The organism is Klebsiella michiganensis, assembly GCF_002925905.1.
In the GTDB taxonomy this organism is placed as follows: Bacteria; Pseudomonadota; Gammaproteobacteria; order Enterobacterales; family Enterobacteriaceae; genus Klebsiella; species Klebsiella michiganensis.
This window is the reverse complement of the sequence record NZ_PRDB01000001.1, coordinates 379308-402991: the sequence shown is the minus strand read 5'-3', so window position 1 is coordinate 402991 and position 23684 is coordinate 379308. Positions and strand designations below refer to the sequence as shown.

Sequence of the window (23684 nt, the reverse complement as noted above, 5' to 3'; positions counted from 1 at the left end):
ACACCTTAAATAAGAGACTGCGTCTCAGCGAAGCCGAAACGAATATTTGCGCACTGCACGGCCTGCGCGGCCGCGCCTTTCAGCAGGTTATCTTCCGCCGCCACCACGATGATATGTTCATCCTGGACCACAAAACCGATATCACAGAATGGCAGACCCACGACATTTTTCAATGCAGGGACACCTTTATCGTATAAACGTACCAGCGGCTTATCCGCATAGGCCTGCTGGAATACCGCCGCCACCTGCTCTTTGCTCACGCCAGGCTTCAGACGGCAGGTAATGGTTTCCAGAATCCCGCGCTTAAAATTGCCCAGATGCGGAGTAAAAATAACGTCCGCGCCCAGGTGGGTTGAAATTTCCGGGTGATGACGGTGGTTGAAAACGCCGTAGGGTTGCAGGCTGACTTCGCAGAAGCTATTGCCGATAGAGGCTTTACGCCCGGCGCCGCTGACTCCGCTGGTCGCGTTGATCACCGGCCACTGGTTAAGATCCAGCAGCCCCGCGTCGATCAGCGGTTTTAACGATAGCTGAGCCGCCGTCGGGTAGCAGCCCGGTACGGCGATCAGATTGGCTTCTTTTAGCTTTTCGACGCTCCACTCGGCCAGGCCGTAAACCGCCTGCTCCAGCAGTTCAGGGTGCTGATGAGTGAAACCGTAATATTTTTCATAGAAGGCGCCGTCATTAACGCGGAACGCCCCGGAGAGATCGAACACGACGCAGCCAGCGGCGAGAAACTGCGGCGCCAGGTCATGGCTTACCTCGTGCGCGGTAGCCAGAAAAACGACATCGACTCCGGCGCTAAACTCGCTGATATCGGACATCGGCTGCAGCGGCAGATCGACAATGCCTTTCAGCTGCGGATGCAAATCGGAAACTAATTTTCCCGCATCATTGCTTTGCGCGGAGACCGTCAATGCGGTTATGGTCATATGAGGATGGCGATTTACATAGGCCACTAGCTCTGCGCCGGCATAACCGCTGGCGCCCACAATCAGCGTGTTCAACATTGGGGCTCTTCACCTTCTTGCTTACGTATATTTGCCCTGGAAGACCGTTGCCTTCCCCACCCTGTTGAGCCGTAAGAGCATCATCCTTACATTCGATGGGTTTTCTTACGCTCAACGATAATGTATTTTTATTCACAAATAATGCATGAATATTGATACTATCACGACCCGAGGTGTGTCAACAATGAAAAACAAATTACCGCCCTTTATCGAGATTTACCGCGCGCTGATCGCCACACCTTCCATCAGCGCAACCGAAGAGGCGCTGGATCAAAGCAATGAGTCTTTAATCAATTTACTGGCAGGCTGGTTCCGCGATATCGGCTTTAATGTTGAAGTTCAGCCAGTCCCGGATACGCGTAATAAATTCAACCTGCTGGCCAGCAGCGGCCACGGCGCTGGCGGCCTGCTGCTTGCCGGGCACACCGATACCGTCCCGTTTGATGATGGCCGCTGGAACCGCGACCCTTTTACCCTGACCGAGCACGACAATAAGCTGTACGGTCTCGGCACCGCGGATATGAAAGGCTTCTTCGCTTTTATTCTCGACGCCCTGCGCGACGTTGACGTCACTCAGCTGAAAAAGCCGCTCTATATTCTGGCGACGGCCGATGAAGAGACCAGCATGGCCGGCGCCCGCTACTTCGCCGAGACGACCCAGCTGCGACCGGACTGCGCCATTATTGGCGAGCCCACGTCGCTGCAGCCGATACGCGCGCACAAAGGCCACATGTCCAACGCGGTTCGCATTCAGGGGCAGTCGGGCCACTCCAGCGACCCGGCACGCGGCGTCAACGCGATTGAACTGATGCACGACGCCATTGGCCGCATCATGCAGCTGCGCGACGACTTAAAAGAGCGTTATCACTATGCCGCCTTTACCGTCCCGTATCCCACACTTAACCTCGGGGCAATTCACGGCGGCGATGCCTCCAACCGCATTTGCGCCTGCTGCGAACTGCATATGGATATTCGTCCGCTGCCCGGAATGACGCTCAACGATCTCAACGGGCTCCTTAACGAAGCGCTGGCACCGGTGAGCGAGCGCTGGCCTGGACGCCTGACCGTTGCTGAACTGCATCCGCCGATCCCCGGGTACGAATGCCCGCCGGACCATAAGCTGGTTGAGGTCGTCGAAAAACTCCTCGGCGCGCAAACCGACGTGGTCAACTACTGTACCGAAGCGCCGTTTATTCAGACCCTCTGCCCAACGCTGGTGTTAGGCCCGGGCTCTATCAACCAGGCCCACCAGCCGGATGAGTACCTGGAAACGCGCTTTATTAAGCCGACCCGCGAGCTCATCACTCAGGTGGTTCACCATTTTTGCTGGCATTAAATACCCATTCTCTCGTGCGATTTCATCGGCGCGAGAGGGTGACAATTATCACATTTTCATAAGCAACGCTTATCAAGCGACCTCCGAGTTAAATTTCGCAAATTGCCGCCATTTATTCGTTTGCTGAAGCGATTTCGCAACAATTGACGTGGGGGTTTTTACGTGGCTTTATAAAAGACGGTTGCTTATCCACTGCTCAAATTATCGAGCGCCGGATATAACAAAATAAAATGAGATGGGGTGTCTGGGGTAACATGAACGAACAATATTCCGCTTTGCGTAGTAATGTCAGTATGCTCGGTAAGGTGCTGGGCGACACCATCAAGGATGCGCTGGGAGAAAACATTCTTGATCGTGTCGAAACTATCCGTAAGTTGTCCAAATCTTCTCGCGCTGGCAATGAAGCCAACCGCCAGGAGCTGCTCACCACGCTGCAAAACTTGTCCAACGACGAGCTGCTGCCGGTGGCGCGCGCCTTTAGCCAGTTTCTGAACCTGGCGAATACCGCTGAGCAATACCACAGCATTTCGCCAAAAGGCGAAGCGGCCAGTAATCCGGAAGTGATTGCCCGTACCCTGAGAAAGCTCAAAGAGCAACCCAATCTCAACGAAACGATTATTAAACAAGCCGTTGAATCCCTGTCGCTGGAGCTGGTGCTGACCGCGCACCCGACCGAAATCACGCGTCGTACGCTGATCCACAAGATGGGCGAGATCAACAGCTGCCTGAAGCAGCTCGATAACAACGACATTGCGGACTATGAACGTCATCAGGTCATGCGCCGTCTGCGCCAGCTGATTGCCCAGTCGTGGCACACCGATGAAATCCGCAAGCATCGCCCTACCCCGGTGGATGAAGCCAAATGGGGCTTCGCGGTTGTCGAAAATAGCCTGTGGGAAGGCGTACCGAACTACCTGCGCGAGCTGAATGAACAGCTGGAAGATAACCTGAACTATCGGTTGCCGGTCGATTTTGTTCCGGTTCGCTTTACGTCCTGGATGGGCGGCGACCGCGACGGCAACCCGAACGTGACCGCCGACATTACCCGCCACGTCCTGCTGCTCAGCCGCTGGAAGGCAACCGATCTGTTCCTGAAAGATGTCCAGCTGCTGATTTCCGAGCTGTCGATGGTTGAGTGCACCGACGAGCTGCGTGAGCTGGCAGGCGCGGAAGGCGCTCAGGAACCCTATCGTTACCTGATGAAAAAACTGCGCACGCAGCTGATGGAGACCCAGGCCTGGCTGGAAGCGCGCCTGAAAGGACAGAAACTGCCGAAACCGGCGGGCCTTATCACGCAAAACGAGCAGCTGTGGGAACCGCTTTACGCCTGTTACCAGTCGCTACAAGCCTGCGGTATGGGCATTATCGCCAACGGCGAGCTGCTCGATACCCTGCGCCGCGTAAAAGCCTTTGGCGTACCGCTGGTGCGTATCGATATCCGTCAGGAAAGCACCCGCCACACCGAAGCGCTGGGCGAAATGACCCGCTATCTCGGCATCGGCGACTATGAAAGCTGGTCAGAAGCCGATAAACAGGCCTTCCTGATCCGCGAACTGAACTCCAAGCGTCCTCTGCTGCCGCGCCAGTGGGAGCCAAGCGAAGAAACGCGCGAAGTGCTCGAGACGTGCAAAGTCATCTCCGAAGCGCCGCGCGGCTCTATTGCGGCCTACGTGATTTCGATGGCGAAAACGCCGTCAGACGTCCTGGCCGTGCATCTGCTGTTGAAAGAGGCCGGCATCGGCTTCGCGCTGCCGGTCGCCCCGCTGTTCGAAACGCTGGACGACCTGAATAACGCCGACGACGTTATGACCCAGCTGCTGAATATCGACTGGTATCGCGGCTTTATCCAGGGCAAGCAGATGGTCATGATCGGCTATTCCGACTCGGCGAAAGATGCGGGCGTGATGGCCGCCTCCTGGGCGCAGTATCAGGCGCAGGACGCGTTAATTAAGACCTGTGAAAAAGCCGGCATTGAGCTGACGCTGTTCCACGGTCGCGGCGGTTCTATCGGCCGCGGCGGCGCGCCGGCGCACGCGGCCCTGCTCTCTCAGCCTCCGGGAAGCCTGAAAGGCGGCCTGCGCGTTACCGAACAGGGCGAGATGATCCGCTTTAAATACGGCCTGCCGGAAGTCACCATCAGCAGCCTGTCGCTCTACACCAGCGCGATTCTGGAAGCCAACCTGCTGCCGCCGCCGGAGCCAAAAGCGCAATGGCGCGACATCATGGCCGAGCTGTCCGACGTCTCCTGCGAGATGTATCGCGGCTACGTGCGTGAAAATAAAGATTTTGTTCCTTACTTCCGTTCCGCGACGCCGGAGCAGGAGCTGGGCAAACTGCCGCTGGGCTCGCGTCCGGCCAAACGTCGCCCGACCGGCGGCGTCGAGTCGCTGCGCGCCATTCCGTGGATCTTTGCGTGGACGCAAAACCGCCTGATGCTGCCAGCCTGGCTGGGCGCCGGCGCCGCGCTGCAAAAAGTCGTTGAAGGCGGCAAGCAGAGCGAGCTGGAAAGCATGTGCCGCGACTGGCCGTTCTTCTCTACCCGCCTCGGCATGCTGGAGATGGTCTACTCAAAAGCCGACCTGTGGCTGGCGGAATATTACGATCAGCGTCTGGTGAAACCGGAACTGTGGAAGCTGGGCGAAGAGCTGCGTGAACTGCTGTCCGCCGATATCAACGTGGTACTGGCAATCGCCAACGACTCCCACCTGATGGCCGACCTGCCGTGGATCGCGGAGTCCATCCAGCTACGTAATATCTATACCGACCCGCTGAACGTGCTCCAGGCCGAGCTGCTCCATCGTTCACGTCTGGCGGAAGAGAAAGGTGAAAAACCGGACCCGCGCGTTGAGCAAGCGCTGATGGTCACCATCGCAGGCGTTGCGGCAGGCATGCGTAACACCGGCTAGTTCGCCCTGAGAAACCTGTAGCCCGGCTAAGCGTAGCGCGAGCCGGGTTAAAAACCATAGCTCCGGTAAGCATTGCGTTTACCGGAGCTTTTTTTATTAGTGGTGCAGCATTTCGTCGACAATCTGCTCTTTATGCAGGGCATAAGGATAGTAGGTTGGCCAGTTATCCATCTCTTTCAGCAGCGCTTCCTGGGACTCATTGCCCGTAAAGATATGGAAATGTTGGGACTTGCGCGGCGCGATGGTGTGATCGCTAAACTGAACAAACTTCGGCGCTTTTGAATCCGCCTGCTGGCATTCGAACAGGTAGCGCACGCCTTTTTTACCGGATGCGTAGGTCAGAATTTTGTAGCCGGAATAGGCGTACCGGCAGGCGTTGACGGTTTTCCCGACGTGAAACTCCATGACGTTATCTTCGATACCAATCTGGTCCACATCGGTAGCGTAGCCCTTCTTATAATACTCCCGATATTCCGCCACGCTTTTACCGGCTTTTTTGGCCTTCTGCTCCAGTACCGGATCTAAATCGCCGTTCAGCAGATAGGGATTAACCGACTGCCAGATACCCTCCCAGTCGCTCAGCGCCCTGTCCTTTACGTCCTGGTCGGCAAAAATGCCTTCACTCGCCTTCTGCTCCGCTTCGGTCAGCGCCGGGCCATGGCTATGGTGGCCGTGGGCGACCGCCTGACTGCTCGCCAGGACCAGGCTTACACCAAGCATAAGCGCGGAAATCTTTCGGGTCATCACTCTCTCCTGAGTTTAGGTTTGCAATAATGTGTTACGATATAACATATCAATCAAATCTTACAACTCTCTTCGCAGAAAAATCGCGCGGCTTTTCCCTCTGCCAGTTTGTTAGGTATGATGAAACGGGATCGCGCGACGCGGAGAGAGAATGGATAGCGACATTAATCAGGCCATTGATTCTTTTATTAAAGGCCCGGCGGTAATCGGCAAAGTCCACTTTTCCACAGAATCCAGACCGGCTTCTGAGAAAGCGCTAAGCGTCGATTTTCCGCGCCTCGAAATCATGCTTGCGGGGCAGCTTCGCGATCCGGCGATTAAGGCCGACCAGGCGCAGCTGACGCCGCACGATGTGCTGTACGTCCCCGCAGGCGGATGGAATGACCCGCAGTGGCTGATGCCCTCCACGCTGTTAACTGTCTTATTTGGTAAGCAGCAGCTGGAATTCGTTCTACGCCACTGGGACGGCAGCGCGCTTAACGTGCTGGATAAACAGCAGGTTCCTCGCCGCGGCCCCCGGGTTGGATCGTTTCTGCTGCAGGCGCTGAATGAAATGCAGATGCAGCCGCAGGAACAGCATACGGCCCGCTGTATTGTCACCAGCCTGCTCAGCCACTGTGCCGATCTGCTGGGCAGCCAGGTACAAACGTCATCGCGCAGCCAGGCGCTTTTTGAAGCGATTCGTAAACATATTGATGCCCATTTTGCCGACCCGTTAACCCGCGAGTCGGTGGCGCAGGCGTTTTATCTCTCACCAAACTATCTTTCCCATCTGTTCCAGAAATGCGGGCCAATGGGCTTTAACGAATACCTGAATCACATCCGTCTGGAGCAGGCCAGAATGCTGCTAAAAGGCCACGATATGAAAGTGAAAGATATCGCCCACGCCTGTGGTTTCGCCGACAGCAACTACTTCTGCCGCCTGTTTCGCAAAAACACCGAGCGCTCGCCGTCGGAGTATCGCCGTCAGTATCACAGCCAGCTGACGGAAAAAACGGCTTCGCTAAAAAACTAGATTTTTGTGTGTTAAACCTGACTTTTGTGCGCTCTTATTTTCCCATTTTAATCCGGGTGGCGGGATAAATGTGATCTAAATCATCATTAACCGCAATGCGTACATTTATCCAGTTTTTGGCAAATTTGTCATCTGGCGACCCTCCGCGTGAAAGCCGTATTCTTTCCTCAACGACACTACCGAATTAAGCATTGAGGAAAGCATCATGGAACTCTATCTGGACACCGCAAACGTAGCAGAAGTTGAACGCCTGGCGCGCATCTACCCGCTGGCCGGCGTGACCACCAACCCGAGCATTATCGCAGCCGGTAAAACGCCGGTTTGGGATGTTCTTCCGCGCCTGCAAAAAGCCGTCGGTCCGGAAGGTATTCTGTTCGCCCAGACCATGAGCCGCGACGCGAAGGGCATGGTGGAAGAAGCCAAACGCCTGAGCAACGCCGTCCCCGGTATCGTGGTAAAAATCCCGGTCACCGCCGAAGGCCTTGCCGCTATCAAACTGTTGAAAAAAGAAGGTATCCCCACGCTGGGTACGGCGGTATATAGCGCATCTCAGGGCCTGCTGGCCGCGCTGGCCGGGGCAAAATATGTGGCGCCGTACGTCAACCGCGTCGACGCCCAGGGCGGTGACGGCATCCGCATGGTCCAGGAGCTGCAGTCCCTGCTGGAGCTGCATGCGCCGGAAAGCAAAGTGCTGGCCGCCAGCTTTAAGACGCCGCGCCAGGTGCTGGATTGCCTGTTAGCAGGCTGCGAAGCGATCACCCTTCCGTTAGATGTAGCGCAACAAATGCTCGGTACCCCTGCGGTAGAGTCAGCTATTGAGAAGTTTGAGCAGGACTGGAATAACGCTTTTGGAACGCTAAACCTGTAACCCGATCGGCGAGCTGCCCAGGGGGGTGGCATCACGGTCATCCAGGAGGAATAGAAATGGATCGCATTATTCAATCACCCGGTAAGTACATTCAGGGCGCGGACGTCATTACCCGCCTTGGTGGATACCTCAAGCCGTTGGCAGAACGCTGGCTCATCGTGGGCGATAAATTCGTACTCGGTTTTGCCGAAGAAAAACTGCGTAAAAGCCTGGCGGATGCGGGGCTGGCTGGCGAAATCGCACCGTTTGGCGGCGAATGCTCACATAACGAAATCAACCGCTTGCGTGATATTTCCGGTTCCGCCCGCTGCACCGCCGTGCTGGGTATCGGCGGCGGCAAGACGCTGGATACCGCAAAAGCATTAGCACATTTTATGAATCTGCCGGTGGTTATTGCCCCGACGATTGCCTCCACCGACGCGCCGTGCAGCGCGCTCTCGGTCATCTATACCGATGACGGCGAGTTTGATAGCTACCTGATGCTGCCGCGCAACCCGAACATGGTCATTGTCGATACGCAAATCGTTGCAGGCGCCCCGGCGCGCCTGCTGGCAGCCGGTATCGGTGATGCGCTGGCGACCTGGTTTGAAGCGCGTGCCTGCTCCCGCAGCGGCGCGACCACCATGGCGGGCGGAAAATGCACCCAGGCGGCGCTGGCGCTGGCTGAACTGTGCTACAACACGCTGGTTGAAGAGGGCGAAAAAGCGATGCTGGCGGCGGAGCAGCACGTGGTGACGCCGGCGCTGGAACGGGTTATTGAAGCCAACACCTATCTGAGCGGCGTCGGCTTTGAAAGCGGCGGCCTGGCGGCTGCGCACGCTATCCATAACGGTCTGACCGCTATTCCGGACGCTCACCACTACTACCATGGTGAAAAAGTGGCTTTCGGTACGCTTACGCAGCTGGTACTGGAAAACGCGCCGGTGGAAGAGATCGAAACCGTAGCGGCGCTGTGCCATAGCGTCGGGCTGCCTATCACCCTGGCGCAGCTGGATATTAAAGTCGATATCCCGGGCAAAATGCGTACCGTGGCGGAAGCCGCCTGCGCGGAAGGTGAAACCATCCACAATATGCCCGGCGGCGCGACGCCGGATCAGGTCTATGCCGCGCTTCTGGTGGCCGACCAGTACGGTCAACGCTTCCTGCAAGAGTGGGAATAAACCCTCGCGACATACCCGCCAGCAGGCGGGTATGTTCTTTTCGCCCACCATTGCCCGCCAAAACGATGTATTTTATAGTGCGATTTTCCTTTGGGTGAATCGTAGATATGCAGTCATCAAATCGAAGAATGAGCATTTACGCCATTTTGCAACAGGACAAAAAAGTCGTCGTCAATGACCTCGCCGAAAAGTTCGGCGTCACCAAAATGACCATCCGTCGCGATCTCTCTTTCTTTGAAAAACAAGGTATTGTAAAAACAACCTACGGTGGAGCCTACTTAACCCGCGGTGCCAGCGTCGAGCCCGGCTTTCAGCTGCAATCGATACAAATGGCCGATGATAAGCACCTGATTGGCCAGAAAGCCGCCGAGCAGGTTGAAGATGGCGACACGATTATTATCGACTGCGGCACCACGCCGCTGGCGCTCGCTCATTTTATTTTCGATAAGAAAATCATGGTGATAACCAACTCCATTCCGGTGGTTAATCTCCTGAAAGGAAGAAAAAATATCAAGTTGATCGTCGCGCCCGGTGAATATGAAGACGCCAGCCAGGGAATGGTCTCTTTCAGTACCGCCGACTTCTTTCGTCATATCCACGCCGACAAAGTCTTCCTCAGCACTCAGGGCGTCAACGATCTTGGAGAGCTGACGGTTCCTGAAATGACCGATGCCCACGTCAAACAAGCGCTGATGCGCGCCGGGCGGCAAAAAATCCTGCTGGCGGACAGCAGTAAATTTGGTCAAACGTTCCTTGCAGGCCATGCCCGCCTGGCAGACCTTGACCTCGTTATCAGCCAGACCGGCCTCTCCCCCGATATCCTCTCTCTGATGCAAACGCAAAACGTACCGCTGCTGCTGGCGGATAGTCACCTCTGATGGCACAGGCACCCCGTTCTACCGCCCGTAAAGATGTGTTAAGGAAATAACCAGAACAAGCGGCGCCGAAGATGTTTTGACGCCGCAGAGAGAAGAGAAGGACGGGGAAATATGAAGCCTGCTTACGCCGGGCGCACGCCTAAAGTGTGGCAAATCGCGTAGCTCATTTCCGCGCGGTTCAGGGTATAGAAATGGAAATCCTTCACCCCTTCGCGGCTGAGAATCTTCACCATATCCATGGCGATGTTCGCCCCCACCAGCTGGCGGGTTTCGGCGTCATTGTCCAGACCTTCGAACATTTTCGCCATCCACGTCGGGATACGCACGTTGGTCATATCGGCAAATTTTTTCGCCTGCCTGAAGTTAGAGACCGGCAGAATGCCCGGAATAATTTCGACGTCGATACCCGCAGAGACGCAGCGGTCGCGAAAACGCAGGTAGCTTTCAACATCAAAGAAAAACTGGGTAATCGCGCGATTTGCTCCGGCTTCGACCTTGCGCTTCAGGTTAAGCAGATCGGCCTGCGCGCTTTTGGCTTCCGGATGGACTTCCGGATAAGCCGCAACGGAAATATCAAAGTCCCCGACCTCTTTCAGCAGAGTCACCAGGTCGGCCGCGTACATATCCGGCTTACCGCTGCCAGGCGGCAGGTCGCCACGCAGCGCAACGATATGGCGAATCCCGCTATCCCAGTAATCTTTAGCAATGGTACGCAGCTCATCGCGGCTGGCATCGATACAGGTCAGATGCGGGGCGGCTTCCAGACCGGTACGCTCTTTAATACCTTTGATAATGCTATGGGTGCGGTCACGTTCACCGGAGTTAGCACCGTAGGTCACGGAGACAAACTTCGGCTTCAGGCTGCTCAGGCGATCGATGGATTTCCAGAGGGTTTGCTCCATTTCACTGGTGCGCGGCGGAAAGAATTCAAAGGAGACGTTAATCTGGCCCTGCACTTCCGCCAGGCTCTGATTCAGGGCTTCCCGCTGATTGGCGTGAAAAAAGCTCATACCTTACCTCATCAATCGCATTTTATTGTTTGTTGTTTCGCGAACTTCTATACGTTTAGACGTCCAGATGTAAAAATGACGGAAAAGGGCATCCGCGTCAATAGAAAAATCAGCGTAAACAGTGAGGAATATTCAGCCAGGATGAAATTAATTCATCTCTTTTTCGCTAAGGCAATGATTTTTCAACGACTGCTGTTACCCTTTCCCGGACCCTCTCATTTGCGGGCAGCGTCACCATTCCCAGCCTAAGCGGAAGCTGCTGGCTGGCATCCTGCAAAGGACAAAAGACGACCCCCTGCCGCTGAATCGCGGAAAAAGAGGCCGGCAGGAGGATCAGGCCTTCTCCGCGCGCAATCCGCGCCAGCAGAACATCATGCTCGGCAGGCTCCTCCACGTAGGTGGGCACATAGCCTGCCCGGTCAAAAATACGTCGCGTATAGTCAAAAAAATCGGGATTACGCTCGCGTTTAAACCAGAACAGCGACCGATGATTGAGTGCGCTTAACGTCAGCTCCGCCCTGGCGGCCTCCGGCCAGGATGCGGGTAGCGCCGCGATAAGCGGCTCGCCATACGGCAACGGATGCAGGTGAAGCCCCTCGGTATTCAGCGGCAGCGCCACCAGCGCCGCATCCAGCTTGCCCTTTCGCACCAGTTGGGCCAATGCCGGTGATGACTGACGAGTGATGTGCAACGCGCCGGTGTACTCACCCAGAGCGGATTCCGCGGCGGCGAAAACGCCTTGCTCAAAGGCGGTGGTCAACCCCAGACGCAGAGGCTGCTGCGCGGGCGCAGAGAGCTGGCTCAACGCCGCCAGGGTGCGATCCTGAAGCGCCAGCAGAGGCCGAATGATATCCAGCACCCGTCTTCCCTCGTCGGTAAGGATCAGACCTTTGGTATGCCGCAAGAATAGCGTTACCCCCAGCTGCGTTTCCAGATGGCGAATATGACGGCTCAGCGGCGGCTGCGAAATAAATAGCCGCTGCGCGGCCCGGCTGATGTTATTTTCCTCCGCCACCACCGCAAAGTAGCGCAGCAGGCGAATATCCAGAGTGTGTAAACGTGAATTTGTCATACTGAAAAGGTATCACGAAAAGGGTATTACTCAAGTCAGGAAAACTTCCCTAACCTTCCTCATTACGCATCATCACACTGAGGAAAAGCCATGACCAGCGAACGTTATACCATCGGACGAGAAATGCTACAGCGCGTGGACGGCAAAGGCGGCGACGCCGTCGTCAACAGCCTGAAGGATATCGCCCCCGATTTTGCCCGCTATCTGATTGAGTTCCCCTTCGGCGATATTTACGCCAGGCCAGGACTCGATTTACGCAGCCGTGAAATTGCCACTATCGCCGCGCTCACGGCGCTCGGTAACGCCGCGCCGCAGCTAAAAGTGCATATTGCCGCCGGGTTAAATGTCGGGCTGACGCAGGAAGAGATTACGGAAGTGATCATGCAGATGGCGGTCTATGCCGGATTCCCGGCGGCCCTGAATGGCCTGTTTGCCGCCAAAGAAGTCTTCGCGGCGCACTAAGGTGAAAAGACCAGGCGTTGCCTGGTCTTTAATTTATGGCTACAGCAGCTGCGCCAGACGGTTGATATCCGACTGAATCGCCCCGGCGGTCACATCACGACCGGCGCCCGGACCGCGGATCACCAGCGGGTTATCGCGATACCAGCGGCTCTCGATAGCAAAGACGTTATCACACGGCAGCAGCGCCGCCAGCGGATGCTCTTCGCGCACCGCTTCAACGCCGACGCGGGCTTTACCGTTAGCGTCAAAGCGCGCGACGTAGCGCAGCACCAGGCCCATTTCGCGCGCCGCTTCCAGACGCTGCAGCATCTGCTCGTTCAGCGCTTCGCCGTTCTCAAAGAAGTGATCGACCGACCCCTCTTCGCAGTGGGCGGGCACCAGCGACTCAACGCGCACCTGATCCGGCTCGATGTTGTAACCCGCCTCACGGGCCAGGATCACCAGCTTGCGCATGACGTCTTTCCCGGAGAGATCGACGCGCGGGTCCGGTTCCGTCAGCCCCTGCTGCCAGGCCTGATCGACGAGGTCTGTAAACGGCACGGTGCCGTCAAACTGCAGGAACAGCCATGAAAGGGTGCCGGAGAAAATACCGCTCAGCGCCAGAATGGTATCGCCGCTATCAATCAAATCGCGCACCGTATGGTTGACCGGTAAACCGGCGCCGACGGTGGCGTTGTACAGCCAGTGGCGCCCGGTCTTCTCGAACGCGTCGTGGATCTGGCGATACTTACTGCTGCTGCTGGCGCCAGCCAGCTTATTCGCGCTGATAACGTGGAAACCATGGCTGGCGAAATCGAGGTACTGGTCGGCCAGCTGCGCGCTGGCGGTTACGTCCAGCACCACTAAATCATCGTACGGATGCGCGCGCATCCACAGGAACAGCGACTCTTCATCCTGCTCAACAGCCTCATCATTAAAGAAAGCCAGCGCGCGACTGGCGTCAAGGCCTTCGTAATTAAGCAGGCTACGGCGACTATCCACGACCCCGGCAAGGATGAATTCAAACCCGGTGCGGGCGGAAAGCGTGGTCTGCTCGCGAGCGAACAGCTCCAGCCAGCGGGACCCGATATTACCTTTGCCAAACAGCACCAGGCCAATGCGTTTTTCCGCGCGGAACAACGACTGATGCAGCCCCTGAATAAGGCTTTCCGTCGGCCCGGCGCGCAGCACCGCGACCAGGCTGATGCCCTCTTCTGATTGCCAGGTAAACTCTACCGGCTGGCCCTTCAGCTGCTGCCAGAAACGGTGGCAGTGCAGCGGATTGCGGGTCACGCCAGCGCCAACCATCGCCACCAGCGCCAGTTTCTGACGCAGGCGCAGCTCGCCCGGCAGCCCCGCTTCGTCCAGCAGCTTCAGCGCGCTGTCGGCCACTTCAGAGGTGTAGCAGAACTGCAGCAGCTTACGGTCGGCGTGTACGCCAACCGCCAGCGGACGCAGCTGGGCGCGTTTTAAAATAGCGTCCAGCTCCTTATGCGCCAGTTTGAAATCCTGGCCGCCGGGTACCTGGAACTCAATCAGGCAGACATCATCATGGCTGGTCACGATACGCGCCCCGGTACCGGAAGCCAGCACGCGTTCGATGCGCGTTGAGCCCTGATCCGGGGTGTAGCTACAGCGTAATTGTAAATCGATATCGCTGCCGGAGACCGGCTGCAGCGTACGGGCATGCAGCACCGGCGCCGCCAGGCGGGCCAGTTCGCTGGCCTCATCCAGGCGCAGCAGCGGCAGCAGGCAGGCGTCTTTCACTTTACGCGGATCCGCGCTGTAGACCCCGGCCACGTCGCTCCAGATAGTGACGCGAGACGCCCCGGCCAGGGCGCCGATTTGGGTGGCGGAATAGTCGGAACCGTTACGCCCCAGCAGGACAGTTTCCCCGGCGTTGTTACGCGAAATAAAGCCGGTCACCACCAGACGCTTGTTCGGGTGCTGCGCTATCAGCTGCTGCAAAAGCGGATAGGATAAGCCTTCATCCACCTGCGGCTGCGCGGAGCGCTCGGCGCGCAGGAAGCTACGCGCATCCAGCCAGGCGGCTTCTACGCCAAGATGGTTCAGCACCGCCGCCATCAGGCGGGCCGACCAGACTTCGCCGTGACCGACGACTTCGGCGTATACCGCGTCGGTGACGCCGCCGTCAAGCAGCCCGGCAAGGCGCTCAAGATCCTGAATAAAGATGGCAATCAGCGTGTCGGCAGCGTCTGGTGACAGCAGTCCGGAGATGAGCTCCATCTGATAACGACGGAGCGATTGTTGCACCTGATGCGCAGAAAGGCGATCGGTCTGGCTGAGCTTCAGCCAGCTGATCAACTGGTTGGTGGTACTGCCGGCGGCAGAGACGACCATCATGTCGCCCGCCTGCGAATACTCCGTCATAATACCCGCGACGCGCAGGTAACATTTCGCATCCGCTAAACTACTCCCACCAAATTTGTGCAGCTGACGACCCTTCGCCCCTGCCTGCGCAATCACACTCATGTTTATTCCTCGTTTGCTGCCCGGAAGCCATTTTCCAGGTCGGCAATTAAATCTTCACCATCTTCAATACCGGTCGAAATACGCAGAAGCGTTTCTGAGATCCCGGCGGCCGCACGCGCTTCAGGCGCCATGCCCGCATGGGTCATCGTCGCTGCGTGGGAAATCAGACTTTCCACGCCGCCCAGCGATTCCGCCAGCGTAAACAGCGATAACCCGCTCAGGAAACGACGCAGCGTCTGCTCATCGCCATCCAGTTCGAAGCTTAACATCGCCCCAAAACCTTTTTGCTGACGCGCCGCAATCTCATGCCCCTGGTTTTCCGGCAGGGACGGATGGTACAGTTTTTTCACCAGCGGCTGGGATTTCAGATAGTCGACAATCGCCAGCGCGTTACGCTGCGCCACTTCCATACGCGGAGAGAGCGTACGTAAGCCGCGCAGCAGCAGATAGCTATCAAACGCTCCGCCGGTGACGCCGATATTATTCGCCCACCATGCCAGTTCGGTGACGGTCGCCGGATCTTTAGCGATCACCACCCCGGCCACGACGTCAGAGTGGCCGTTCAAATATTTAGTGCACGAATGCAACACCAGATCGGCGCCCAGCGCCAGCGGATTCTGCAAAGCCGGGCTCAGGAAGGTGTTATCAACCACGCTGACCGCTCCGGCCTCACGCGCCAGACCGCAGATTTTCGCAATATCCACAACTCTCAGCAATGGATTACTTGGGCTTTCGACCAGAACCAGCTTCGGTTTTTCCGCCAGCGCGGCGCTCAGCGCCTGCTCGTCGTTTTGATCGACAAACAGCACGCGATAGCAGCCGCGCTTCGCCAGGCTGTCAAACAGGCGGTAGCTGCCGCCGTAGCAGTCGTGCGGCGCCACCAGCAGATCGCCCGGTTTCAGAAATACGGTGGTGACCAGCAAAATGGCCGACATGCCGGTATTGGTCAGAACCGCCCCCGCGCCGCCCTCCAGCTCCGCCAGCGCACGCTGCACCACATCACGGGTCGGGTTACCGCGACGAGAGTAGTCGTGGGCGCGAGGTTCGTTAAATCCGGTGAAATTATAGGTGCTGGAGAGATGAATGGGCGGGACAACGCAACCGTACTGCTCGTCGTCATTTAAACCGCTACGCACTGCGATGGTGGCCTGTTTACGCGTCATGTTGGGGAGTTCCTGGGCTGAGTCGGTGAAAAGTCAGGCTCCAGAGTAATCATTGTTATAATAGACGTCAATACATCTGGACATCTAAACTTCTTTGCGTATAGATTGAGCAAACTGGAAATAGCCGTTAAAATTATATGCATTAGCGCACATCCGTAGCGGCTTGTTTGGTGCCAGACGCGCCCCTCTACGGTAAACTACGCGCAATTATGGCCAGGACTCGCGTTCAGGCCCTTAACTAATGAATAGAGGATTAAAGGTAACTCATGGCTGAATGGAGCGGCGAATATATCAGCCCATACGCTGAGCACGGTAAGAAGAGTGAGCAAGTAAAAAAAATTACGGTTTCCATTCCTCTGAAGGTGTTAAAAATCCTCACCGATGAACGCACGCGTCGTCAGGTGAATAACCTGCGGCACGCGACTAACAGCGAACTGCTGTGCGAAGCGTTCCTGCATGCCTTTACCGGTCAACCGTTGCCTAACGATGAAGACCTGCGTAAAGAGCGCAGCGATGAAATCCCGGAAGCGGCGAAAGAGATTATGCGCGAACTGGGCATCGACCCGGATACGTGGGAATACTAAAACCATAAAAAAGGGCAGAAGAAATCTTCTGCCCTTTTTTCTCGCGTTTAGCGCAAGAGAAACAAAAAAGCCGCCCTGAGGCGGCTTCTTCAGCAAATTACTTGCTGGTACCCGGTACGCTGAAGCGCTTGTTGAAGCGGTCAACACGGCCACCGGTAGCAACATCACGCTGTTTGCCAGTGTAGAACGGGTGGCATTTACCGCACACGTCGAGGTTCAGGTCGTGACCTACGGTAGAACGGATTTTCATGACGTTACCGCAAGAGCAGGAAGCAGTAACTTCTTCGTATTTCGGATGAATATCTTTTTTCATGGGAGAACCTCAGTTAAGGCCGCGTCGCTCTTCCAGCCCTAACGCCAGACACCACGCGATGTTAATAATTTCCCGGTGCGATTGCGCGAAGCGAAATTCCCGGGTAATAGATTTTGATGTCGCACAAAGCGCATCAAAGGCGGCGAATCATACAGAATTTGACCAGCATATGCAAACTGATCCGCGAGCCCTTATCACAATGTGTATACTAACCCGCCAGATTTCAAGTCAGGAAGATTAAATGCCCGTCGCTCACGTTGCCCTGCCCGTTCCGCTGCCCCGCACTTTTGACTATTTGCTGCCTGACGGCATGCCGGTCAAAGCAGGCTGTCGCGTGCGCGTCCCGTTCGGCAAACAGGAGCGGATAGGTATCGTAACGGCGGTCAGTGAGCGCAGCGAACTGCCGCTCGACGAACTCAAGCCAGTGGCCGAAGTTCTTGATGCCGAGCCGGTCTTCTCCGCTTCGGTCTGGCGGCTGCTGCTGTGGGCGGCGGACTACTACCATCATCCCATCGGCGATGTGCTGTTTCACGCGCTACTGATCGTGCTGCGCCAGGGGAAGCCCGCCAGCGCGGCGCCAATGTGGTACTGGTTTGCCACCGAACAGGGGCAAGCGGTTGATATCAACAGCCTTAAGCGCTCACCGAAACAGCAGCAGGCGCTGGCTGCGCTGCGTCAGGGCAAGATCTGGCGCCATCAGGTTGCCGAACTCGAATTTAACGACGCCGCCCTGCAGGCGCTGCGGGGTAAAGGTCTGGCCGAACTCGCCAGCGAAGCGCCCGCGATCGCCGACTGGCGCACGGGCTTCTCGGTACCCGGCGAGCGCCTGCGGCTCAATACCGAACAGGCCACCGCCGTGGGCGCGATTCACAGCGCCTCGGACAGCTTTTCCGCCTGGCTGCTGGCCGGGATCACCGGTTCGGGCAAAACGGAAGTGTATCTGAGCGTCCTTGAAAACGTACTGGCGCAGGGGCGCCAGGCGCTGGTGATGGTGCCGGAGATCGGCCTGACGCCGCAGACAATCGCCCGTTTCCGCCACCGCTTTAGCGCCCCGGTGGAAGTGCTACACTCCGGACTGAACGACAGCGAACGCCTCTCCGCGTGGCTAAAAGCCAAAAACGGCGAAGCGGCGATTGTTATCGGTACCCGCTCGTCGCTATTTACCCCTTTTAAAGACCTCGGGGTCATCGTCATCGATGAAGAGCACGACAGCTCTTATAAACAGCAGGAAGGCTGGCGCTATCACGCCCGCGATCTGGCGGTCTGGCGCGCCCACAGCGAACAAATTCCAATTATCCTCGGCTCGGCGACCCCGGCGCTGGAGACGCTTCATAACGTCCGCCAGGGCAAGTATCGCCAGCTGAAGCTCACCAAACGAGCGGGCAATGCGCGCCCGGCTCAGCAGCACGTTCTGGATTTAAAGGGCCAGCAGCTGCAGGCCGGACTGTCTCCGGCGCTCATTGGCCGCATGCGCCAGCATCTGCAGGCCGATAACCAGGTGATTCTGTTTTTGAACCGCCGCGGCTTCGCGCCGGCGCTGCTGTGCCACGACTGCGGCTGGATAGCGGAGTGTCCGCGCTGCGACAGCTACTACACGCTGCACCAGGCTCAGCATCATCTGCGCTGCCACCACTGCGACAGCCAGCGCCCGATTCCGCGCCAGTGCCCCTCCTGCGGCTCAACGCATCTGGTACCGGTAGGTTTGGGGACCGAACAGCTTGAGCAGGCGCTGGGACCGCTGTTTCCCGATATCCCGATTTCCCGTATCGACCGGGATACCACCAGCCGCAAAGGCGCGCTTGAGCAATATCTTGCCGACGTCAATCGCGGCGGCGCGCGCATTCTTATCGGCACCCAAATGCTGGCGAAGGGGCACCACTTCCCGGATGTCACCCTGGTTTCCCTGCTGGACGTTGACGGCGCGCTGTTTTCCGCCGATTTCCGCTCGGCGGAGCGCTTCGCTCAGCTCTACACGCAGGTTTCAGGCCGCGCAGGCCGGGCGGGCAAACAGGGCGAGGTGATCCTGCAGACCCACCACCCGGAACACCCGCTGCTGCAAACGCTGCTTTATAAAGGATACGACGCGTTTGCCGAGCAGGCGCTGGCGGAACGGCAAAGCATGCAGCTGCCGCCGTGGACCAGCCACGTGCTGATTCGCGCCGAGGATCATAACAACCAGCAGGCGCCGCTTTTTTTACAACAGCTGCGCAACCTGCTGCAGGCCAGCCCGCTGGCCGATAAGAAACTGTGGGTGCTCGGGCCGGTTCCGGCGCTGGCGCCAAAGCGTGGCGGCCGCTGGCGCTGGCAAATTCTCCTCCAGCATCCGTCGCGCGTTCAGCTACAGCATATCGTCAGCGGAACGCTGGCGTTGATTAACACGCTGCCGGAAGCGCGAAAAGTGAAATGGGTTCTGGACGTCGATCCTATTGAAGGTTAAGGCTTCTCTTGCGAGGCGGATCGAAAAATTCAACCATCGTCACGTTTTTCATGAAAATTCTGTAACTCTCTGGATGTACTATCTGTTAAAAATGTTGCTGATGTCAGAACGCCAGGGATGTGTCTGCGCCAGTCAGCGAGGAGAAATCAGGTGAAGCCCAAAAAACAGGTCGTTGCCGCCACTATGAAAGACGTTGCCCAAAAGGCAAACGTTTCCACGGCAACCGTATCCCGAGCGTTAATGAATCCCGATAAGGTTTCGCAGAGCACCCGTAACCGGGTCGAGCAGGCCGCGCTGGAAGTCGGCTATTTACCGCAATCGCTCGGGCGCAATATGAAGCGCAACGAGTCACGCACCATTCTGGTGATTGTGCCGGATATCTGCGACCCCTTTTTCAGCGAGATCATTCGCGGTATTGAAGTCACCGCGGCGGAACAGGAGTACCTGGTGCTGATTGGCGATTGCGCCCACCAGAACCGTCAGGAAAAGACCTTTATCGACCTGATCATTACCAAGCAGATCGACGGTATGCTGCTGCTTGGCTCCCGTTTGCCCTTCGATGCGGGCGTAGAGGAGCAGCGCAATCTGCCGCCGATGGTCATGGCCAATGAATTCGCTCCCGAGCTTGAGCTGCCGACGGTGCATATCGATAACCTCACCGCCGCCTTTAACGCCGTTAACTATCTGCACGAGCTGGGGCATCGCCGCATCGGCTGTATCGCCGGCCCGGAAGAGATGCCGCTGTGCCATTATCGCCTGCAGGGCTATGTCCAGGCGCTGCGTCGTAGCGGGATAACCGTCGATCCGCACTATATCGCCCGCGGCAATTTTACCTATGAAGCCGGTGCCAACGCCCTCGAACAGCTGCTGGCGCTGCCGGTACCGCCGACGGCTGTTTTCTGCCATAGCGATATTATGGCGCTGGGGGCATTATCGCTGGCGAAACGTCGCGGCCTGAAAGTTCCTGAAGATCTGTCTATTATTGGTTTCGATAACATCTCTTTGTCTGAATTTTGCGATCCGCCATTGACGACCGTCGCGCAACCACGTTTTGATATTGGCCGCGAAGCGATGCTGCTTTTATTGGATCAACTACACGGTCACAGCGTCAGCAGCGGTTCACGATTACTCGACTGCGAGCTTATCGTTCGCGGCAGTACGCGAAAAATCCGAACATAACCTTCAGGCTTTCGGGCCTGCCCTTCTGGTCAAAGGCCCGCCGCTTAAGTAACATGGCGGGCTGAAAAACGAATAAGACAGCGAAACGATAGTGGCACAACGAGATTATGTACGCCGCAGCCAACCGGCTTCTTCGCGGCGCAAAAAGAGCAATACCCGAAGCTCAAGGAACAAGCAAGGCGGCCTTTCGGCGGTTTCACCGACTATGGTGGCGATCGCTGCGGCAGTGCTGGTGGCCTTTATCGGTGGACTGTACTTCATCACGCACCACAAGAAAGAAGAAGCTGAAGCGCTGCAAAACCGGCAGGCCGCTGGCAACGGCCTCCCGCCGAAGCCGGAAGAGCGCTGGCGCTATATTAAAGAGCTGGAGAGCCGTCAGCCCGGCGTACGTGCGCCTACGGAACCCACGGCAGGCGGCGAAGTCATGAAGCCGGAGCAGCTGACGGACGAACAGCGCCAGCTGTTGGCGCAAATGCAGGCCGATATGCGTCAGCAGCCTACGCAGCTGACCGAAGTGCCGTGGAATGAACAAACCCCGGCGCAGCGCCAGCAGACCCTGCAGCGTCAGCGTTTAGTTCAGCAGCAGCAGCTCGCGCAGGTGCAGCAGCAGACACAGACGCAGGTACAGCAACCGCGAACCCAGCCGCGGGCCGTCGAGCAGCCGAAACCGGTGCAGCAGCCGCCGAAGCAAACGGCGTCGAACCAGCAGCCGTATCAGGATCTGCTGCAAACGCCGGCGCATACCAGTACCGCGCAGCCTAAAACCCAGGCCGCCGCGCCGGTAACCCGCGTTGAAGAGGCGCCAAAAACCGCCGCCGCGGAGAAAAAAGACGATCGCAGCTGGATGATCCAGTGCGGCTCCTTTAAAGGCGCTGAGCAGGCGGAAACCGTGCGCGCGCAGCTGGCGTTTGAAGGCTTCGCCTCGCACATCACCACCAATAACGGCTGGAACCGCGTGGTGATTGGGCCGCTGAAAGGCAAAGAAAACGCCAGCAATATGATTGAACGGCTGAAAATGGCCGGACACGCAAACTGCATTCGTCTCGCCGCCAGGGGTTGAAACCCTCAAAATCCCCCCCATCTATAATTGCATTCTGCCCCGCGTAACCGCGGGGCCCCTATTCCGCTTTTGCAACCAAGGGGTCTGCTCGTGACTACAATTGTAAGTGTTCGCCGTAACGGCCATGTCGTTATTGCCGGTGATGGCCAGGCCACGCTGGGCAACACCGTAATGAAAGGCAACGTCAAAAAAGTGCGCCGCCTGTACAACGACAAAGTGATCGCCGGCTTTGCGGGCGGCACCGCTGACGCCTTCACGCTGTTCGAACTGTTTGAACGTAAGCTGGAAATGCATCAGGGCCACCTGGTGAAGGCCGCCGTTGAGCTGGCGAAAGACTGGCGTACCGACCGCATGCTGCGCAAGCTGGAAGCGCTGCTGGCCGTGGCTGACGAAAACGCATCGCTTATCATCACCGGTAACGGTGACGTGGTGCAGCCAGAAAACGATTTGATTGCTATCGGCTCCGGCGGTCCTTACGCCCAGGCCGCGGCTCGCGCCCTGCTGGAAAATACCGATATGGGCGCACGCGATATCGCAGAGAAAGCGTTGAATATTGCAGGTGATATCTGCATTTATACCAACCACTTCCATACCATCGAAGAATTACCGTCTAAAGCGTAAGGATCTCCCATGTCTGAAATGACCCCACGCGAAATTGTCAGCGAACTGGACAAACACATTATCGGCCAGGACGCAGCCAAGCGCTCCGTCGCCATCGCTCTGCGTAACCGCTGGCGTCGTATGCAGCTCAACGAAGAGTTGCGTCACGAAGTCACGCCCAAAAACATTCTGATGATCGGCCCGACCGGCGTCGGTAAAACGGAAATCGCCCGTCGTCTGGCAAAGCTTGCCAACGCGCCGTTCATAAAAGTTGAAGCGACGAAATTCACCGAAGTGGGCTATGTTGGTAAAGAAGTGGACTCCATCATCCGCGATCTGACCGATGCGGCGATCAAAATGGTGCGCATGCAGTCCATCGACAAAAACCGCTATCGTGCGGAAGAACTGGCGGAAGAGCGCATCCTTGACGTGCTGATCCCGCCGGCGAAAAACAACTGGGGCCAGGCTGAACAGCCTCAGGAACCGTCCGCCGCGCGTCAGTCTTTCCGTAAAAAACTGCGCGAAGGGCAGCTCGATGATAAAGAGATTGAGATCGATCTCGCTGCTGCGCCGATGGGCGTTGAAATCATGTCCCCTCCGGGCATGGAAGAGATGACCAGCCAGCTGCAGTCCATGTTCCAGAACCTGGGCGGCCAGAAGCAAAAACCGCGTAAGCTGAAAATTAAAGACGCGATGAAGCTGCTGATTGAAGAAGAAGCGGCGAAGCTGGTCAACCCGGAAGAGCTGAAGCAGGATGCCATCGACGCCGTTGAGCAGCACGGTATCGTGTTTATCGACGAAATCGATAAAATCTGTAAGCGCGGCGGCAACTCCTCCGGCCCGGACGTATCCCGTGAAGGCGTACAGCGCGATCTGCTGCCGCTGGTTGAAGGCTGCACCGTCTCCACCAAGCACGGCATGGTGAAAACCGATCATATTCTGTTTATCGCTTCCGGCGCGTTCCAGGTGGCCAGCCCGTCTGACTTAATCCCGGAGCTGCAGGGTCGTCTGCCGATTCGCGTTGAGCTGAAAGCGCTGACCACCCACGACTTCGAGCGCATCCTGACCGAGCCGAACGCGTCCATCACCGTGCAGTATAAAGCGCTGATGGCCACCGAAGGCGTCAATATCGAGTTCACGGAAGATGGCATCAAGCGTATCGCTCAGGCCGCGTGGCAGGTCAACGAAACCACCGAGAACATCGGGGCGCGTCGTCTGCATACCGTACTGGAGCGTCTGATCGAAGACATCTCCTACGATGCCAGCGAAATGAATGGCCAAACCGTCACCATCGATGCGGAATATGTCGGTAAGCATCTGGATGTTCTGGTGGCAGATGAAGATCTGAGCCGTTTTATCTTATAATCCGGTTCAATATATTTTCATCACTATAGATGGGGCTATAGATACCCTAA

20 protein-coding genes are annotated in these 23684 nt (G+C 57.1%); 13 read left to right on the top strand and 7 right to left on the bottom strand.

Going from position 1 to position 23684, the window contains the following annotated elements; genetic code table 11:
• Positions 1-5 precede the first annotated feature (5 nt).
• Positions 6-1010: an N-acetyl-gamma-glutamyl-phosphate reductase gene (argC, locus tag CDA56_RS01960; protein WP_104011291.1), complete on the bottom strand. Its 1005-nt coding sequence runs from the start codon at positions 1008-1010 to the stop codon at positions 6-8.
• Positions 1011-1194: 184 nt separating this feature from the next.
• On the opposite strand from argC, the gene argE reads away from it, so the two are divergent.
• Together argE and ppc are read left to right on the top strand one after the other, a co-directional pair.
• Positions 1195-2346 carry an acetylornithine deacetylase gene (gene argE / locus CDA56_RS01955; RefSeq protein ID WP_103815528.1) on the top strand — a complete coding sequence of 384 codons (1152 nt, stop codon included), beginning with the start codon at positions 1195-1197 and terminating at the stop codon, positions 2344-2346.
• A 254-nt stretch (positions 2347-2600) separates the two neighbouring features.
• Positions 2601-5252: a phosphoenolpyruvate carboxylase gene (gene ppc / locus CDA56_RS01950; RefSeq protein WP_004856030.1), complete on the top strand. Its 2652-nt coding sequence runs from the start codon at positions 2601-2603 to the stop codon at positions 5250-5252.
• 96 nt (positions 5253-5348) lie between these two features.
• Here the strand turns inward: ppc and zinT are convergent, their stop codons facing one another.
• Positions 5349-5996 carry a metal-binding protein ZinT gene (gene zinT, locus CDA56_RS01945; RefSeq protein ID WP_102803651.1) on the bottom strand — a complete coding sequence of 216 codons (648 nt, stop codon included), beginning with the start codon at positions 5994-5996 and terminating at the stop codon, positions 5349-5351.
• A 151-nt stretch (positions 5997-6147) separates the two neighbouring features.
• On the opposite strand from zinT, the gene CDA56_RS01940 reads away from it, so the two are divergent.
• The 4 genes from CDA56_RS01940 (at position 6148) to CDA56_RS01925 (ending at position 9917) form a co-directional block, all read left to right on the top strand.
• Positions 6148-7011, top strand: coding sequence for an AraC family transcriptional regulator (locus CDA56_RS01940; RefSeq protein ID WP_025106568.1), 864 nt, complete (start codon positions 6148-6150; stop codon positions 7009-7011).
• A gap of 205 nt (positions 7012-7216) precedes the next feature.
• Positions 7217-7879 carry a fructose-6-phosphate aldolase gene (gene fsa / locus CDA56_RS01935; protein WP_102803650.1) on the top strand — a complete coding sequence of 221 codons (663 nt, stop codon included), beginning with the start codon at positions 7217-7219 and terminating at the stop codon, positions 7877-7879.
• 56 nt (positions 7880-7935) lie between these two features.
• Positions 7936-9039 carry a bifunctional L-1,2-propanediol dehydrogenase/glycerol dehydrogenase gene (gene gldA, locus CDA56_RS01930; protein ID WP_102803649.1) on the top strand — a complete coding sequence of 368 codons (1104 nt, stop codon included), beginning with the start codon at positions 7936-7938 and terminating at the stop codon, positions 9037-9039.
• A gap of 128 nt (positions 9040-9167) precedes the next feature.
• Positions 9168-9917: a DeoR/GlpR family DNA-binding transcription regulator gene (locus CDA56_RS01925; protein ID WP_014227432.1), complete on the top strand. Its 750-nt coding sequence runs from the start codon at positions 9168-9170 to the stop codon at positions 9915-9917.
• A gap of 122 nt (positions 9918-10039) precedes the next feature.
• Here the strand turns inward: CDA56_RS01925 and metF are convergent, their stop codons facing one another.
• Positions 10040-10927, bottom strand: a complete 888-nt coding sequence (metF, locus tag CDA56_RS01920; RefSeq protein WP_004856019.1) for a methylenetetrahydrofolate reductase — start codon at positions 10925-10927, stop codon at positions 10040-10042.
• Between the two features lie 166 nt (positions 10928-11093).
• The gene (locus CDA56_RS01915) at positions 11094-11999 is read right to left on the bottom strand and encodes a LysR family transcriptional regulator (RefSeq protein ID WP_102803648.1); all 906 of its coding nucleotides are present in this window, start codon (positions 11997-11999) and stop codon (positions 11094-11096) included.
• 90 nt (positions 12000-12089) lie between these two features.
• On the opposite strand from CDA56_RS01915, the gene CDA56_RS01910 reads away from it, so the two are divergent.
• Positions 12090-12461: a carboxymuconolactone decarboxylase family protein gene (locus CDA56_RS01910; protein ID WP_004856015.1), complete on the top strand. Its 372-nt coding sequence runs from the start codon at positions 12090-12092 to the stop codon at positions 12459-12461.
• Positions 12462-12500: 39 nt separating this feature from the next.
• On the opposite strand, the gene CDA56_RS01905 is transcribed toward CDA56_RS01910, so the two are convergent.
• Together CDA56_RS01905 and metB are read right to left on the bottom strand one after the other, a co-directional pair.
• Positions 12501-14933: a bifunctional aspartate kinase/homoserine dehydrogenase II gene (locus CDA56_RS01905; RefSeq protein WP_014227430.1), complete on the bottom strand. Its 2433-nt coding sequence runs from the start codon at positions 14931-14933 to the stop codon at positions 12501-12503.
• Positions 14934-14935: 2 nt separating this feature from the next.
• Complete coding sequence (gene metB, locus CDA56_RS01900) at positions 14936-16096, bottom strand: cystathionine gamma-synthase (protein ID WP_014227429.1); 1161 nt, start codon at positions 16094-16096, stop codon at positions 14936-14938.
• Positions 16097-16362: 266 nt separating this feature from the next.
• Between metB and metJ the strand changes: the two genes are divergently transcribed.
• Complete coding sequence (gene metJ, locus CDA56_RS01895; RefSeq protein ID WP_004107547.1) at positions 16363-16680, top strand: met regulon transcriptional regulator MetJ; 318 nt, start codon at positions 16363-16365, stop codon at positions 16678-16680.
• Positions 16681-16777: 97 nt separating this feature from the next.
• Here the strand turns inward: metJ and rpmE are convergent, their stop codons facing one another.
• Positions 16778-16993, bottom strand: coding sequence for a 50S ribosomal protein L31 (gene rpmE / locus CDA56_RS01890; protein ID WP_004107543.1), 216 nt, complete (start codon positions 16991-16993; stop codon positions 16778-16780).
• A gap of 241 nt (positions 16994-17234) precedes the next feature.
• On the opposite strand from rpmE, the gene priA reads away from it, so the two are divergent.
• The 5 genes from priA to hslU all read left to right on the top strand — a co-directional run bounded on the left by priA (position 17235) and on the right by hslU (position 23634).
• A complete protein-coding gene (gene priA / locus CDA56_RS01885; RefSeq protein ID WP_102803647.1) occupies positions 17235-19430 on the top strand; it encodes a primosomal protein N' in 2196 nt (731 codons plus the stop codon).
• Between the two features lie 150 nt (positions 19431-19580).
• A complete protein-coding gene (gene cytR / locus CDA56_RS01880) occupies positions 19581-20609 on the top strand; it encodes a DNA-binding transcriptional regulator CytR (RefSeq protein WP_004856005.1) in 1029 nt (342 codons plus the stop codon).
• Positions 20610-20700: 91 nt separating this feature from the next.
• Positions 20701-21669, top strand: a complete 969-nt coding sequence (gene ftsN, locus CDA56_RS01875) for a cell division protein FtsN (protein ID WP_071846047.1) — start codon at positions 20701-20703, stop codon at positions 21667-21669.
• 90 nt (positions 21670-21759) lie between these two features.
• On the top strand, positions 21760-22290 hold the full coding sequence (gene hslV / locus CDA56_RS01870) for an ATP-dependent protease subunit HslV (protein ID WP_004107530.1): 531 nt from the start codon (positions 21760-21762) through the stop codon (positions 22288-22290).
• Positions 22291-22299: 9 nt separating this feature from the next.
• A complete protein-coding gene (hslU, locus tag CDA56_RS01865; protein WP_004127247.1) occupies positions 22300-23634 on the top strand; it encodes an HslU--HslV peptidase ATPase subunit in 1335 nt (444 codons plus the stop codon).
• Positions 23635-23684 lie beyond the last annotated feature (50 nt).

What these genes read in the sequence shown, in the direction of transcription:
- metJ (WP_004107547.1), top strand. Translation starts at nt 16,363, where the DNA reads ATGGCTGAATGGAGCGGCGAATATATCAGCCCATACGCTGAGCACGGT.
- CDA56_RS01940 (WP_025106568.1), top strand. Translation starts at nt 6,148, where the DNA reads ATGGATAGCGACATTAATCAGGCCATTGATTCTTTTATTAAAGGCCCG.
- CDA56_RS01915 (WP_102803648.1), bottom strand. Translation starts at nt 11,999, where the DNA reads ATGACAAATTCACGTTTACACACTCTGGATATTCGCCTGCTGCGCTAC.
- zinT (WP_102803651.1), bottom strand. Translation starts at nt 5,996, where the DNA reads ATGACCCGAAAGATTTCCGCGCTTATGCTTGGTGTAAGCCTGGTCCTG.
- gldA (WP_102803649.1), top strand. Translation starts at nt 7,936, where the DNA reads ATGGATCGCATTATTCAATCACCCGGTAAGTACATTCAGGGCGCGGAC.
- CDA56_RS01925 (WP_014227432.1), top strand. Translation starts at nt 9,168, where the DNA reads ATGAGCATTTACGCCATTTTGCAACAGGACAAAAAAGTCGTCGTCAAT.
- metB (WP_014227429.1), bottom strand. Translation starts at nt 16,096, where the DNA reads ATGACGCGTAAACAGGCCACCATCGCAGTGCGTAGCGGTTTAAATGAC.
- rpmE (WP_004107543.1), bottom strand. Translation starts at nt 16,993, where the DNA reads ATGAAAAAAGATATTCATCCGAAATACGAAGAAGTTACTGCTTCCTGC.
- CDA56_RS01905 (WP_014227430.1), bottom strand. Translation starts at nt 14,933, where the DNA reads ATGAGTGTGATTGCGCAGGCAGGGGCGAAGGGTCGTCAGCTGCACAAA.
- CDA56_RS01910 (WP_004856015.1), top strand. Translation starts at nt 12,090, where the DNA reads ATGACCAGCGAACGTTATACCATCGGACGAGAAATGCTACAGCGCGTG.
- hslU (WP_004127247.1), top strand. Translation starts at nt 22,300, where the DNA reads ATGTCTGAAATGACCCCACGCGAAATTGTCAGCGAACTGGACAAACAC.
- priA (WP_102803647.1), top strand. Translation starts at nt 17,235, where the DNA reads ATGCCCGTCGCTCACGTTGCCCTGCCCGTTCCGCTGCCCCGCACTTTT.
- fsa (WP_102803650.1), top strand. Translation starts at nt 7,217, where the DNA reads ATGGAACTCTATCTGGACACCGCAAACGTAGCAGAAGTTGAACGCCTG.
- argC (WP_104011291.1), bottom strand. Translation starts at nt 1,010, where the DNA reads ATGTTGAACACGCTGATTGTGGGCGCCAGCGGTTATGCCGGCGCAGAG.
- ppc (WP_004856030.1), top strand. Translation starts at nt 2,601, where the DNA reads ATGAACGAACAATATTCCGCTTTGCGTAGTAATGTCAGTATGCTCGGT.
- argE (WP_103815528.1), top strand. Translation starts at nt 1,195, where the DNA reads ATGAAAAACAAATTACCGCCCTTTATCGAGATTTACCGCGCGCTGATC.
- metF (WP_004856019.1), bottom strand. Translation starts at nt 10,927, where the DNA reads ATGAGCTTTTTTCACGCCAATCAGCGGGAAGCCCTGAATCAGAGCCTG.